At 71.9% G+C, this 13,338-nt stretch carries 12 protein-coding genes and 1 pseudogene; 3 read left to right on the plus strand and 10 right to left on the minus strand.

Annotated features, from left to right (window positions below):
• The first annotated feature begins 59 nt into the window (after positions 1-59).
• Positions 60-1,145: an SDR family oxidoreductase gene (locus tag E1284_RS30880; RefSeq protein ID WP_131943685.1), complete on the plus strand. Its 1,086-nt coding sequence runs from the start codon at positions 60-62 to the stop codon at positions 1,143-1,145.
• A gap of 37 nt (positions 1,146-1,182) precedes the next feature.
• Here the strand turns inward: E1284_RS30880 and E1284_RS30885 are convergent, their stop codons facing one another.
• From E1284_RS30885 to E1284_RS30895, 3 genes are all read right to left on the minus strand, one after another.
• Positions 1,183-2,070 carry an endonuclease/exonuclease/phosphatase family protein gene (locus tag E1284_RS30885; protein ID WP_207924047.1) on the minus strand — a complete coding sequence of 296 codons (888 nt, stop codon included), beginning with the start codon at positions 2,068-2,070 and terminating at the stop codon, positions 1,183-1,185.
• 68 nt (positions 2,071-2,138) lie between these two features.
• Positions 2,139-3,110 (minus strand): hypothetical protein, encoded by a 972-nt coding sequence (locus tag E1284_RS30890; RefSeq protein ID WP_131943686.1) that lies wholly within the window; start codon positions 3,108-3,110, stop codon positions 2,139-2,141.
• A 180-nt stretch (positions 3,111-3,290) separates the two neighbouring features.
• Positions 3,291-5,405 carry a leucine-rich repeat domain-containing protein gene (locus E1284_RS30895; protein WP_131943687.1) on the minus strand — a complete coding sequence of 705 codons (2,115 nt, stop codon included), beginning with the start codon at positions 5,403-5,405 and terminating at the stop codon, positions 3,291-3,293.
• A gap of 142 nt (positions 5,406-5,547) precedes the next feature.
• Between E1284_RS30895 and E1284_RS30900 the strand changes: the two genes are divergently transcribed.
• Positions 5,548-7,722 carry an MMPL family transporter gene (locus E1284_RS30900; RefSeq protein ID WP_207924048.1) on the plus strand — a complete coding sequence of 725 codons (2,175 nt, stop codon included), beginning with the start codon at positions 5,548-5,550 and terminating at the stop codon, positions 7,720-7,722.
• On the opposite strand, the gene E1284_RS30905 is transcribed toward E1284_RS30900, so the two are convergent.
• From E1284_RS30905 to E1284_RS30920, 4 genes and pseudogenes are all read right to left on the minus strand, one after another.
• Positions 7,688-8,419 (minus strand): DsbA family oxidoreductase, encoded by a 732-nt coding sequence (locus tag E1284_RS30905; RefSeq protein WP_131943688.1) that lies wholly within the window; start codon positions 8,417-8,419, stop codon positions 7,688-7,690. The two genes, E1284_RS30900 and E1284_RS30905, sit on opposite strands and share 35 nt — an antisense overlap.
• Positions 8,420-8,663: 244 nt before the next feature.
• Positions 8,664-8,792, minus strand: a pseudogene (locus tag E1284_RS44150) (DUF397 domain-containing protein); the annotation flags it as partial.
• A gap of 86 nt (positions 8,793-8,878) precedes the next feature.
• Positions 8,879-9,073 carry a DUF397 domain-containing protein gene (locus E1284_RS30915; RefSeq protein ID WP_131943689.1) on the minus strand — a complete coding sequence of 65 codons (195 nt, stop codon included), beginning with the start codon at positions 9,071-9,073 and terminating at the stop codon, positions 8,879-8,881.
• The gene (locus E1284_RS30920; RefSeq protein WP_131943690.1) at positions 9,070-9,951 is read right to left on the minus strand and encodes a helix-turn-helix domain-containing protein; all 882 of its coding nucleotides are present in this window, start codon (positions 9,949-9,951) and stop codon (positions 9,070-9,072) included. Before E1284_RS30920 ends, E1284_RS30915 begins: the two co-directional genes overlap by 4 nt.
• A gap of 294 nt (positions 9,952-10,245) precedes the next feature.
• Between E1284_RS30920 and E1284_RS30925 the strand changes: the two genes are divergently transcribed.
• Positions 10,246-10,677, plus strand: coding sequence for an ATP-binding protein (locus E1284_RS30925; protein ID WP_131943691.1), 432 nt, complete (start codon positions 10,246-10,248; stop codon positions 10,675-10,677).
• Positions 10,678-10,720: 43 nt separating this feature from the next.
• On the opposite strand, the gene E1284_RS30930 is transcribed toward E1284_RS30925, so the two are convergent.
• From E1284_RS30930 to E1284_RS30940, 3 genes are all read right to left on the minus strand, one after another.
• On the minus strand, positions 10,721-11,206 hold the full coding sequence (locus E1284_RS30930; RefSeq protein WP_165965493.1) for a DUF4189 domain-containing protein: 486 nt from the start codon (positions 11,204-11,206) through the stop codon (positions 10,721-10,723).
• Between the two features lie 410 nt (positions 11,207-11,616).
• On the minus strand, positions 11,617-12,387 hold the full coding sequence (locus E1284_RS30935; protein ID WP_131943693.1) for an ABC-2 transporter permease: 771 nt from the start codon (positions 12,385-12,387) through the stop codon (positions 11,617-11,619).
• The gene (locus E1284_RS30940) at positions 12,384-13,289 is read right to left on the minus strand and encodes an ABC transporter ATP-binding protein (protein WP_131943694.1); all 906 of its coding nucleotides are present in this window, start codon (positions 13,287-13,289) and stop codon (positions 12,384-12,386) included. The genes E1284_RS30935 and E1284_RS30940 overlap by 4 nt, the downstream gene beginning before the upstream one ends.
• Between the last annotated feature and the right edge of the window lie 49 nt (positions 13,290-13,338).

Genomic DNA, 13,338 nt, shown 5'->3' on the forward strand with positions numbered 1-13,338 from the left:
TCGTACCGCGGGCGCTCCGTGCGTCGACAAAATAGGTAGACCGGTCTAGTATTTCTGGAATGGATCACACGGAGGACGCGCCGGATGCCGACGCCCTGGTCGTCGGCGCGACGGGCCTGATCGGACGCTGGCTGGCGGCGGAGCTGCTCCACCAGAGGCGGCCGGTCGCGGTGACCGTCCGGGGAGGTCCGGGCCGGGCCGAAGAGCTGCGGAGCTGGCTGCGCGAGCACGGCGCCGACGACCGGGGCCTCACGGTCGTCGGCGCCGACATCACCCGGCCCGGACTCGCGCTGGCCGCGCGGGACCGGGAACGGCTGGCCTCGGTGCGGGACGTCTACAACACCGCCGCCCTGTTCCGCTTCGGGCTCGGTCGCGACGAGGCCAGGCGGGCGAACGTCGACGGCGCGGTCAACGTGGTCCGCTGGGCCGCCGAGCGCCCCCGCCTGCGGCGGGTGGTCCACGTCTCCGGTTACCGCGTCGCCGCGGGCGGGGAGCCGGTGGAGGAGACGGCCGCGCTCTACCGGCGGCTCGGCGCGTACGAGGCGTCCAAACGCGAGGGGGACGCGGCGGTGCGGGCCGCGGCGAGGGAGCTGGGGACACCGGTCACCGCCGTCCACCCCGCCACCGTGATCGGCCACTCGGCCACCGGCGAGGCCGGGCAGTACATCGGCCTGGCCCAGACCGTGGAGAGTCTGTGGGCGGGGCGCCTGCCGGCGCTGGCTGGCACCCGCCGCACCTTCGTCCCGGTCGTCACGGTCGACCACCTCGCCCGCTTCATGGCCGCCGTCCCCGAGCACGACGAGGGGCCGTACCGCGCGCACTGGGTCCTGGACGAGTCCACTCCGGACCTGCCCGACCTGGTCGCGCTCCTCGCGCGGCACCTCGGCCGCCGCCCGCCCCGCGTCCTGCTGCCGGCCGGCCTGGTGCGGCGGCTGCCCCGCGCGCTCACCGGAGTAGAACCCGAGACGCTGACCTTCCTCGCCGAGGACCGCTACGACACGTCCTCGGCGAACGCGCTGGCCGCCGCGGCGGGGCTCGCCCACCCGCCGGTGGAGGACGCCCTGCGGCGCTGGGCCGACCGTCTCGTCGCGGACCGCTTCGGCGCCGTCCGGGACCCCGCGCCCGGCGCGGACGCGCTCGCCTGAGGCCGGGTGCCCGGCCGCGCGGGGCTGCGGCCTCCCGTCAGCCCACCTTCAGATGGGCGATCACCGGGTCGTGGTCGGACGGGTAGACGCCCTTGGCGCGGTAGGGGTCGATCTCCGTCCAGGTTGTGCGGACGTTGCCGCGCGCCAGGATCCAGTCGATGCGCTTGCCGCCGGGTCGCGGCGGTTCCCAGTGGTTCTCGGTGCGGTACTGGGGGCCGCGGCGGGCGGCCGTTGTCCACGTGTCGCGGAACCCGTCGGCGCCGGTGAGGATCGAGTAGACCGGCGAGGCGCCGGCGGCCGAGTTGAAGTCGCCGGTCAGCACCACGGGGACGCCGGGCTGGAACGTGCGGACGCGGTCGAGGATCAGCCGGGCGCTCTTCACCCGCGAGTCCGCCGACATGTTGTCCAGGTGGGTATTGGCCTGGTACATCACGGTTCCGGTGCGGCGGTCGCGGAACGTGGCCCACGTCACCATCCGGACGTAGCGGTTGCCCCAGGTGGCCGAGCCGATGACGGACGGGGTGTCGGAGAGCCAGAAGTGGTCGAAGTCCAGAACCTCGAACCGCTGCTTCCGGTAGAAGATCGACAGGAACTGGTCGCGGGTGCCGCCCTGCGTGCCCAGGCCGATCCAGCCGTAGTCGGGGAGGGACCGCGCCAGGTCGCGGACCTGGTACCAGCGCGCCTCCTGCACGCCCAGCAGGTCGGGGCGGTGGTCTTTCAGCAGGTGGCGGACGAGGGGCAGGCGGGTCTTCCAGTCCCTGGGGGGCGGGTCGTTGACGCCGCGCAGGTTGAACGTCATCACGCGGACCGTCCCGTCGTCGTCCGCCCTGGGCTCGGCCAGCACGAAGCCGGAGACGAGCAGCGCCACCCCGGCCGCGACCCCCGGCCAGAACCACCACCGCCGCAGGACGCGTCCGAGCATCATCCCCCTCCCGCCGCTTTCAGACTATATCGCCCCACTTTCTTCGGGAATTCACTTCGCTGTTCAATTCGTCATCCGAGAATGCGGAAGACGCCGATGTCGTCGGCGTCGCGTCCCTCGGACGTGGTCTGGTTCAGGGACGCTTCGACGCCCACCCAGCCGTGGAAGCCGCCGTCGTCGTCCACGACCTGGATCATGGGTTTGACGTGCGAGTTTCCGGTGTAGCAGGTCTCCTTGCGCCCGTCGGCGAGAGCGGTCCGCCAGTGCCACAGGGTGTCGCGCCGGTGGGCGGACGCGGTATTCGCCGGAGCGATGTAGTACACGGTGTGCGCCGGGTCGCGTTCGCGGTGCGTCCGCGCGCCCAGGCACCGGCCGTCCTTGCAGAGTTTCCAGCGGGTGACCCAGAACGGTGAGCCGTCACCGTGGTCGATGTACGGCGAGCCCGAACGGGTCTTCCACAGGTAGTAGCGGTGGACGAACGCGGCATGGTCGGCGGCGGCGATGGTATCCGCTGGGACGCGCGCGGTCCATGGCGCGTTGCTGCCGTTGCCGAAGCCGTGCGTGGCTCCGAGGTCGTTGCCGGCCAGTTCGACGCCGGCGAGTTCGCCGCCCGCGAGGGAGGTGAGCGTCCAGTCCTCCCAGTGGCCGTCGTCCCACGCGATGTGAAGTTCGCCGTCGCGGACGCTGTACCTGCCCGTCAGCGCCCGCGCCGCATCGGCCGACTGCCAGCCGGACGCGGTGAGCACCGTGCAGTTCCGACCCGTGCAGCCCCAGGCGCGGTTCCCGGTGGACGCGCGCCGGACGCGGACCGGCTGCCGCCAGGTCCAGTGCACCTCCAGCACGTCCCCGTCCGCGGTGAAGGTGTACTCGCCGAGGCGGACCCAGTTGTCCCTCGACTCCGGGTCGAGCCCGCCGAGGGCGACGGCGAAGTTCGACTTGCCCAGCGGCGTCCCCTCCTCCCGCGCGCCGGCGTGGGGCGCGGGCCGGGCGACGAGCAGGACCGCGGCGGCGAGGACGGCCGCCGCCGCGCTGGTGACGCGCATGCTTCCCCCGGGATCGGAGCCGGTTCGCTGACCTGCGCGCCGGGTGCCGTCCGGCGGCGCCCGTCCACCCTCACGGGGACGCCGCCCGCCGGACGGACGACACCCCGTCCTTGATCATCGGGCTGCGAAGCGCTGATCGGCCCGGGGCGTCCGCTTCATCTCGGCTTGACCGGTCGCGGGTCAGGACGCCGGAGGGGGCCAGTCGATGGTGCCCTCGATCATGCGCTGGGCGAACTCCCGGGCCTCGTCCAGGTATTCGATGTGGTGCGCGGTCCGCTCGGTGCGGAAGTCGTGGTCCGAGCCGACGGCCTCCTGATCGGGGTCGTCGGTGTCGTCGAGTTCCTCCGCGTCGAGATGGGTGAGGAAGGCGGCCAACTCGGGGCGCGTTGTGCTCGCGGAGGCGAGGTCCGTCCGGATGCGCTCGGGAAATCCGCACGAGTAGCGGGCGCCGTGGTATTCGTCGACGATGCCGAGGAACATCGCGTCGAGGCTCGGGAACGACGCCGGATCGATGACCTCGTCCGGCAGCGGGACGCCGTACCGGCGCTTGCGCGGATTCCAGCAGTCCTGTTCGAGGTCGAGTTCCAGCAGCCGCCGGGCTGCACCGGACGCGGCCAGGGCGATCAGGCCGTCGTCCCCGATGACGTGGTCGTGCAGGTTCAGCCGCCAGAGCTGCGGCAGCACCGTCCACGAGGCCAGCGTCCGCGCGCCGCGCGACCCGACGCTGTTGTAGTCCAGCGAGACGCCGCGCAGGCGGGGGGCGGAGGGCACTGCCGCCATGGCTGCGATGTCGTCGTCATCGAGGCCGCACTCGTCGGCGTTCAACGTCCGCAGCGTCCGCCAGACGGGCGCGTCCTTCAGCGGCGCGGGCCAGCTGCCCACCGGATTGTGCGACACATCGAGGGTGTCGAGCTTCCGCAGCCGCTCGGACGTCATCAGCGCGACGAGACCGTCCGCCCCCAGCCCGGTCGCGGACATGCCGAGGTAGGTGAGCCCGGTGGCGTTGTCCGACGAAGCCCACGCCTCGGCGCCGGGATCCCCGACCGGCTGGACGTCGGGCCGCCCGTAGTACGGCGAGCCGCCCGCGCGGCCGCTCAGGTCGAGGTGCTCAAGTGCGGGCATCCGGACGTCGGCCGCCACCCGCCGTGCCCCCGCTGCGCCGAGGCGGTTCCTGCTCAGGTCGAGGTGGCGCAGGCGCGGAAAGGCGCCGGCGGCGGCGAACGCCTCGGCCGTCCGGTCCGTGGCGACGAGGTCGGCGAGCGTCAGTTTCTCGATGCGGCCGGGATCGATGCCCTTGAGGACTCCCGCGATGGTCGCGTCGCCGACCGGCAGCAGTTCGAGAGCCAGCTCGGTCAGCTGGCCCAGCACGCCGCTTGCGGCGATGGCGTCCACGCCGCGGGCACCGAGCCCCTCCCGGCCGAGCCCCATGCTGGTGCCCCGCACCGTGAGGCCGCGCAGGTTCGCGAGATCGGCGCGTGCGAAGAACACCTCGCACGCGTCGTCGTCCTGCGCGATGACGTTGCCGAAGTACGGCTTCCACAGCGGCTGGCGCCCGTTCTTGCCGCAGCGGAACCCGATCGCGAGCCGGTCGAGCCGGGCCAGTTCCGGGCAGGCGGCGAGGTCGCGCGCCTCCTCGGCGTCGCAGACGAGCACCTCGGCGGAGCGCAGGTCCGGCACGAGCCCCGAACGCATCAGGTGGACCAGGTCGGGTGCCCGCAGGCCCGCGTGCCGCAGTCGCCACGGCGCTCCGGCGTCCGGGCGGAAGGGCGGCTTCCCGAAATGCCACATGTCTTCCTGGACGGTCAGCAGGCTCAGCGATTCGAGCCGCGCGACGGCGGGGGAGGCGGCGAGCCGCGCGACCAGCTCTGCATCGCCGTCGGTGAGGTGGCCGACCTGGACCGACCGCAGCCCGTCCCAGTGGTCCAGGGTCTCGACCAGCGCGGTGAGCCGGTCGGTGGCGAACCAGCCGAGGTCGAGGTGGGTCACGCCGCGCACCTCGGGGTGGCGGCGCGGGTCCGGCAGGGCGGCATCGCGGAGGCCGCACTGTGCCGAGCTCAAGGCCAGTGACCGGACGAGCGGCCATCCGGGCTTGGAGTGGCCGGCGTCCAGCGCGGCGAGCCAGGACCACGGCGCCTCGCGGACCGCGTCGGGCCACGAGGCGAGCCGCTCGTCGCAGAACGAGACGAGACTCTGCGGGGCGCCCGCACGGCCGAGGGCGGCGCAGAGCGCCCGGAACGCGAGCCTGCCCGGCGGACCGTCCAGGATCCGCTCGACCTCGGCGCCGTCATCGATCATTGCCGCACCGTACTGCCCGCCTCCGACATCCGCGGACGCGGCGGCCCTGCGGATGTCCTCAGGACGGGGGGTGCGGTGACGCGGCGGAATCCGGCGGTCTGCCGCATGGGACGGGGAACGGCGCGGAAATAGCGTCGGCCGGGTGAAGATCAAGAAACCGGTGACGGTGCGGGTGGCACGGTGGAGCGCGCGGCGGCCCTGGACGGCGATCGGCCTGTGGGCCCTGTTCGTCGGGCTGTGCCTCGTGCTGGGCGGTGCGGCCGGCACCAACAAGATCAGCGATGCGGAGTCGGGCGTCGGGGAGTCGGGACGGGCCGGACGCATCGCGGCGTCCGGGCACTTCCCCGAGAAGCCCGAGGAGAGCGTCCTCATCACGCGGACCGAGGGCGGGAGGCTCGACGCCCGGACGGGCCGCGCGGCGGCCGCGGACGTCGTCCGGCGGATGAAGGCGCTGCCGGAGGTCGAGGCGGTGGGACGTCCGGTCCGGTCGCCGGACGGCACGGCGGTGCTCGTGCCGGTCACGATGAAGGGCGATACCGAGACAGCCGACCGGCGCGTGGACCCGCTGCTGGAGCAGAGCGCGGCGGTGCAGTCGGCGCACCCGGGCCTGCGCGTGGAGCAGGTCGGAACGGGATCGACGGCCAAGGGCCTCGGCGAGACGCTCGGCGACGACTTCGAACGGGCCGAGTTCATCAGCCTCCCCCTCACGCTGCTGGTCATGCTGGTGGTGTTCGGGGCGGTGATCGCCGCGGGCGTGCCGGTGGCGCTGGCGCTGTCGTCGGTGGCCGCCGCGATGGGCCTGTCCGCGCTGGTCTCGCACGTGCTGCCCGCGACGAGCGCGATCGGCAACGTGATCCTGCTGATGGGGATGGCGGTCGGCGTCGACTACTCGCTCTTCTACCTCAAGCGCGAGCGGGAGGAGCGGCGCCGGGGCAGGCCGGACGCGATCGAGATCGCGGCGGAGACGTCCGGGCACACCGTCGTCGTGTCGGGCGTGACGGTGATCGTCGCGATGGCCGGGCTCTACCTGGCCGGGGAGGCGACGTTCTCCTCGCTCGCCACCGGGGCGATCATCGTGGTGGCGGCCGCCGTGCTCGCGTCCCTCACCGTGCTGCCCGCGCTGCTGGCCAAGCTCGGACGCTGGACGGACCGCCCGAGGGTCCCGGTGCTGTGGCGGCTCAGCATGAGGCCGGGCGAGTCGCGGCTGTGGCCCGCCCTGCTGCGCCCGGCCCTCGACCACCCGGCGGTGACCCTCGCCGTCTCGGCGGGGCTGCTCGTCCTGCTCGCCGTCCCGGCCCTCGACATGCGACTCAAACAGCCGGGCTCGGACGACCTGTCGCGCGACATCGCCGTCGTCCAGTCGATGGACCGGCTGACCCGCGCGTTCCCGAGCGAGGGGACCGTCCACCAAGTCGCGGTACGCGCGCCGGCCGACCAGGCGATCGAAGTGGAGGACGCCCTCACCGCCCTCGCCCGCCGCACGTCCGCCGACCCCCTCTTCGCGCACGACCGGCGTCCGGCCATCACGACGTCGGCCGACCGCCGGGTCCACGTCATCGACATCGCGACGCCGCACACGCCCAAGAGCGACGGCGCCCGCCGCTCGCTGGAGACACTGCGGGCCTGGGTGCCGCAGGCGGTCGGCGCCGTCCCCGGCGCGGAGTACGGCGTCACGGGCAAGGTCGCCGAAGGCGTCGACTTCACCGCCCACCTGGAACGGCGGCTGCCCCTCGTGGTGGGTTTCGTCCTTCTGCTGACGCTGGCGACGATGGGCATCATCTTCCGCTCACCCGCGATCGCCATCTCCACCACGCTGCTCAACCTGCTGTCGGCGGGCGCCGCGTTCGGCGTCCTGGTGGCGGTCTTCCAGCACACCTGGGCGGAGGGCCTCCTGGACTTCACGTCCTCGGGCGCGGTCGTCTCGTGGCTGCCGCTGTTCCTGTTCGTGATGCTGTTCGGGCTGTCAATGGACTACCACGTGTTCGTCGTCAGCCGGATCCGCGAGGCCGCCGAGCAGGGCCTGCCCACCAGGGAAGCCGTCCGCGAGGGCATCACCCGCTCGGCGGGCGTCGTCACCAGCGCCGCGATCGTGATGGTCGGCGTGTTCTCCATCTTCGGGACGCTCAGCATGGTCGAGTTCAAGCAGCTCGGCGTCGGCCTGGCCGCGGCCATCCTGATCGACGCGCTGGTGATCCGCGTCTTCGTCCTGCCGTCCCTGATGGCGCTGCTCGGCGCGTGGAACTGGTGGCCCCGCAGGTTCGGCCGGACGGAGGCGGGCGCCGTCACGCAGCGCGGGCGAGCCCCCGCTCCGCGTTGACGGGCGCGGCGGCGGCGGGCGGCGGCCCGTCCAGCAGCTCGGCGAGGCGGGCCAGCCCGTCGAGGCCCGGTAGGAGGGTGCCGTCCGGGCAGACGAGGGCCGGAACCACCGGCGTGAGGCTGCGCCACTCCTGGCGCCACCGCTCGACGCGGCGCTGGCCGGTCACGGTCAGCGGCCCGCCGAGGACGCTGACCGTGGCGCCGAAGCGGCGCTCGGTTCCGGCGGCGACCCGCCCGGCGTCGACCGGCATCGGCAGGTCGGGGCCGTACCGGTGGCCGTCCGGCAGGGTTCGCGGGTACATCAGCTCCGCGACGATGCGGCGGATCTCATAGGGGCTGCTGACATGCCGCCCGTCCACCCATATCGCGTGGAAGAGCGCCCGCCGCACCTCGTCGGCGAGGCCGTCGGTCAGCGCCTCGGCATAGGCCGCCACGGCGGCGCCGGTGTTGCTGACGACGGGCGGCGGCGCGTCCGGCACCGCCTCGCCGAACCGCGCGAGGCCGGCGACATCGCGCAGCTCGCGGGCCCAAGCGTCCGCCGCGGCACCGCTGGGCGACCCGGTCAGCGGCAGCCGCGGATCATGCTCTACCGCCCGCCACTCGACGCCGTGTCCGCCCCGCCGGACGAGCTCGTCCACGCGCAGGCTCGCAAGGTAGGAGTACGGGCAGTTGAAGTCCCCGTAGACGACGTAGGCCATCGCGTCCCTCCTCGGACGATGACGGCGACCCGGAGGCCCTGGTTTTTCCAGTGTCCACTAGTAAAAACTAAAAAACCAGCCCCCTCCGCGTGACCCAGGTCTCGTCCCCGGCACCGAGAAGGACGCGGACGGCGCCCGCCCGGCTGATCGGTGAGCGGTTGGCGAACGTCAACCGGGGCGCCACCTCGTTGATCTGCGGCGTGTTGTTGCTTCCGACGCGCTCATAACAACAACACGCCGCAGGTCAACGCAGCCGGTGAACCTTGGTGGACGCGAAGAGCTCGCACGATGTGCCGTACGCCGATCGTGCCGCTGAAGACCGACCTACCTCCACGCAGTTGCCATCAGCCTGGCTGTGGGTGGACTTGCGCCAGGACTGGAATTTCGTGCTCGTAGTTCGACCATGTCACGTAGAGAGCAGAAGCCGAGTTGTCCTGTGGGCTCGGCTTGCCTCACCTGTTACCAGTCGCGCGACCGCAAGGCTTGTAGGAAGGTGGCCCACTCTCGGGGGGAGAAATCGAGGACGGGCCCTGCCCCGCCCTGCTTGCTGTCCCGCACGCCGATCGTTCCATGGAGCGAACGGGCGACTTCGAGGCAGGCGCCGTTGGCCTCGCTGGTGCGGGACTTGCGCCAGACGCCGTACTGCGTGGTCATGGGGAGGAATCGATCCTTTTCTCAAGGTCGTCTGCTACATCTGCCAGCAAGCCCAGGCTGGCAGCGCCTGAGAGAGCGCCCTGCCGAAGATGCTCGTACCGTTGGTTATACCTCATTACCTCGTCGGCGGCGATGTGCACGATGTCAGTGCTCACTGTGTCAACCACCGCCATTGGAGGGTCGGCCGGGTCCTTGAAGTCGAAGAGGAAGAACGCCGACTTGGGCAGCAGACGTCCGGTGAAGTCGGCCGCAATCGGCAGGACGAACACCGTGACATAAGGGTGCTGGGTGGCTGTTTGGATCAAGGAATGAAGCTGAGCGAGCATGACCCGCGGCGGCGCGGTGGGGCGTCTTATGACCACTTCGTCGAGGATGACCTCGTACCGGGGCCCATCAGCGCCGAGCAGGTGCGCCTGGCGCCGGAGTCGGGCTTCTACCAAGCGGTCGGCGATGAAGTTGCTGTCCCCTTCCGCTTCAGCCATCTCGATGATGAATTTGATGAAGTCAGGTGTCTGAAGGACGCCGGGGATGGTGAATTGGTTGTACTCGCGGATGTTGGCGGCGCCGGATTCCAGGTCGGCGTACATGCGTTGTCTGGCGCCCATGGCGTCGCCGTAGGAGTCCCACCAGCCTCGGTCGGCGGCGTCGCAAGCGATCTTGAAGATCTCGTCGAACTTCTCGCCGGTGACGCCGAGGATGCGCAGCATCTGCACGATGTCGCGGACGTCGGGGCGGGTGCGGGCGTTCTCGAGTTTGGACACCGTCATGCGGGAGCGGTAGATGCGGCCCGCCAGTTCGTCGGCGGTCATGCCGCTCTGCTCGCGGAGCGTCCGGAGTTCGGTGGCGAGTCGGCGCCGGCGGACGAACGGGCTGGTCACCGGGAACCTCCTGGGGCGGGGGCGGCGCTGACCGGGGGAGTCAGCGTGTCAACTCTGTGTTATCACGTGATTCCATAGCGTGTCTTCGATGGCTTCCCGAGTCGAACATGCGGAGGTGGAAGAACGTTCGGCCGGGGCGAGCGTTCCCGTCGTTTACGTAAACGAGGGCGCACGTTCGGGGGTAAGGCGTGCCGGGGTTCCGGACGGGCTGCTGACCTCGCCCTTTTCCCCACCGGATTCGCGCGGCTACTGAAGATGGAACGGCTCATGACACACCGTTCCGAGAGGTGATCAATGCTGCTCGCCGTTGGCGTCCCACCGGCGCACGAGGCCCCGATGTACTGGCGTCGCGAGTTTCGCGGCAAGCCGGAGGAAATCCGATTCGTCCGGGCATTCGCGGCGCACCTGCTGGCCGACTTCCCGGCCCTGGACGACGTCCTCCTCGTCCTGGACGAACTGGCCGTCAACGCCATCCAGCACACCCGTTCCGGCGCGGACGGCGGCCGGTTCACCGTCGACATCAACATGGACGTCGCCGGCGTCATCGTCTACGTGACCGACCAGGGCGGGCCGGGGGAGCCGTGCCTGCGCGACCTGGCCGAACTCGCCGAGGGCGGCCGCGGACTCCTCACCGTGAGCGCCCTCGCAGCCACCTGGTCATGGGCGGGCACCCCCGACTCTCGCACCATCCGCGCCACATTCCCCCGTGCGGACCGGCACGACTGAGTCGACTTTCCGGTCCGCTACGGGGGTGAGAGGTGCGGTGGGTCTAGCGGGTGGTGCAGACCCAGGTGATCCACCGGCCGCCGCCGGCGTTGGAGATCGCGTTCTTCTGGGCCGCGGCCTTCGTGGGGCCGTGGCCGCCCCAGTACTTGTTCGTGGCGGAGTTGAAGGCGACCGCGCCGCACCCGTTGACGAAGGTCGTGAGGACCTTGCAGCCGGAGGTCGGGCACTCGTTCAGCGCCCGCCGCTTGGCGGCCGCCGCGGTGTCGTAGTCCCAGGCCTTGCCGATGGCGCCGTTGCGCCCCACGGCGATGGCGCCGTAGTTCCTCGGCGGCGGCGAGTACGCCGGCTCCGGAGTGGTCGGCTCCGGGAGCGTCGGCTCCGAGGTGGGCAGGCTGGGCGGGGTGTAGGTGGCGGTCGGCAGGTCCGCGTCGGTGGGCGTCGCGGCCAGCGGCCTGATCGGCGGGTCATCGTCGTCGTCGCCGCCCGCCACCAGGAAGACGCCGACGCCGATCACCACGAGGACGGCCACCACGGCGAGGATGGCGATGATCGGGCCGTTGCCGCCCGAACGCCGCGGCGGGCCGGGCGGCCCCCATCCCGGCGGACCGGCCGGCGGCTGTCCCCATCCCGGCGGGCCGGGGGGACCGGGAGGAGGACCATAGGGCGGACGGCCGCCAGGCGGCGGAGGTGGAGGTTGCACTGGACCGCTCCCCGAAACATGTTCGATATCCGGAAGATCATAGCGATTCCCGATTGAAACGGTTAGACGTCCGCCCAGATCGGCAGGTTCCGGCCGCGCGCGGTCAAGTCCGGTGGTGAAAGAGTGGCGGGCGAGTCGAAAACCTCCGTCCATTTGTCCGGAAGTCTTGTCGAAATGTTCCGGAGAAGAACAGGGGATCGTCCCCGCTCAGGTCGTCTTCTCGCGTGGCCCCGGACGGGTCAGGCGTCGCGGCGGCGCAGGACGGTGATCCCGCCCCACAGCGCCGCCGCCGTCCACGCGGCGATGATCAGCAGGGCGACCGCCGCCGGGTAGGGGCCGTCGCCGTCCAGCAGATGCCGGCCGGCGGTGCTCGGCAGCCCGTCGGCGATGTCCTTCATCAGCTCCGACCGGGCGTTGACCAGCGTGATCGGCAGCACGAGGACGAACAGGAAAGCGGTCGTGATCGTCGCCGCGGTGCTGCGCAGCATCGCCGCGACGCCCAGGATGAACGCGCTCATCACCGCCAGGTACACGCCCGTCAGCAGCGCGTCGCGGACGGCGTCGCCGGCGTCCAGGCGTCCCCACTTCCCGAGCATCGGGTAGGCGGCCGCCGTCCCGGTCAGGGTCAGCGCGACGCCCACCGGGAGCATGACCGCCATCGCGACGGCCGCCTTCGCCGACAGCAACCGGGTGCGCGGCGGCACCCACTGGAGCGTCGCGCGGATGCTGCCCGTCGCGTACTCGCCGGTGATCATCAGGATGGCGAGGGCGAGGACGACGAACTGCACCATGTCCACCGAGCCGGTGGCGGTCCCGCTCACCGACACCACGCCGGGAGGCGTCTCGCCCGCGGGCGGGCGGGTGTTGTTCGAGACCGTGCCCGTCGCCAGGATCACCGACATCAGGGCCATCAGCAGGAACGCGCCGGCCAGGCCCCACCAGGTGGAGCGGATCGACCACAGCTTCGTCCACTCCGCCGCCAGCGCCCCCGGCATGCCGCCGCGCCTCATCGTCCCACCCCGTACTCCACGCTCGCCCCGGTCAGTTCCATGTACGCCTCTTCCAGCGACGCCTCGACGGCGCGCAACTCAAGGACCGGCACCCCCGCCTCGTAGGCGATGAGCCCGACCCGGTCGACCGGCACGCCCCGCACCTCCAGTTCGTCCTCGCCCACCCGCCCGACCTCGGCCTGGACGGCGATGAGCCGCCTCGCGAGATCGCCCGCGCCCGGCGTGCGCACCCGGACGGCGTTGCCCGAGCCGCCCGCGATGACCTCGCTCATCGGCGCGTCCGCGAGCAGCCGGCCCCGTCCGATCACGACGAGGCGATCCGCCGTCAGCTGCATCTCGCTCATGAGATGGGACGATACGAACACCGTGCGGCCCTCCGCCGCCAGGCCGCGCATCAGCCCGCGCACCCACAGCACCCCGTCCGGGTCGAGCCCGTTCACCGGCTCGTCGAACATCAGCACCGGCGGATCGCCGAGCAGCGCGCCCGCGATACCGAGCCGCTGCCGCATCCCGAGCGAGTACGACCCGACCCGCTTGCCCGCGACCGCCTCCAGCCCGACCAGGCCGAGGACCTCCTCGACCCGCGCCCGGTCGATGCCGTTGCTGCGCGCCATCGCCAGCAGATGCGCCCGCGCCGGCCGCCCGGGGTGGACGAACCCGGCGTCCAGCAGCGCCCCGACCTCCCGCAGCGGGCGCGGCAGCCCCGCATACCGCCGCCCGCCGACCAGCGCCTCACCGGCGCTCGGCCGGTCCAGCCCGACGATCATCCGCATCGTCGTCGACTTCCCGGCCCCGTTCGGCCCGAGGAACCCGGTGACCTTCCCGGCCGCCACCTCCAGCGTCAGCCCGTCCACCGCCGTCTTGTCCCCGTACCGCTTCGTCAGTCCCCGCAACGTGATCAAAGGTTCTCCCGCCCGCTCGCCCGCCGTTACGCGACCGAACCTAGGGACC

The sequence above is a fragment of the Actinomadura bangladeshensis genome (genome assembly GCF_004348335.1).
Taxonomy (GTDB): domain Bacteria; phylum Actinomycetota; class Actinomycetes; order Streptosporangiales; family Streptosporangiaceae; genus Spirillospora; species Spirillospora bangladeshensis.

Bases quoted from the DNA above. Each gene is read 5' to 3' on its own strand.
- E1284_RS30880 (WP_131943685.1), top strand. From the start codon at position 60: ATGGATCACACGGAGGACGCGCCGGATGCCGACGCCCTGGTCGTCGGC.
- E1284_RS30885 (WP_207924047.1), bottom strand. From the start codon at position 2,070: ATGATGCTCGGACGCGTCCTGCGGCGGTGGTGGTTCTGGCCGGGGGTC.
- E1284_RS30890 (WP_131943686.1), bottom strand. From the start codon at position 3,110: ATGCGCGTCACCAGCGCGGCGGCGGCCGTCCTCGCCGCCGCGGTCCTG.
- E1284_RS30895 (WP_131943687.1), bottom strand. From the start codon at position 5,405: ATGATCGATGACGGCGCCGAGGTCGAGCGGATCCTGGACGGTCCGCCG.
- E1284_RS30905 (WP_131943688.1), bottom strand. From the start codon at position 8,419: ATGGCCTACGTCGTCTACGGGGACTTCAACTGCCCGTACTCCTACCTT.
- E1284_RS30915 (WP_131943689.1), bottom strand. From the start codon at position 9,073: ATGACCACGCAGTACGGCGTCTGGCGCAAGTCCCGCACCAGCGAGGCC.
- E1284_RS30925 (WP_131943691.1), top strand. From the start codon at position 10,246: ATGCTGCTCGCCGTTGGCGTCCCACCGGCGCACGAGGCCCCGATGTAC.
- E1284_RS30935 (WP_131943693.1), bottom strand. From the start codon at position 12,387: ATGAGGCGCGGCGGCATGCCGGGGGCGCTGGCGGCGGAGTGGACGAAG.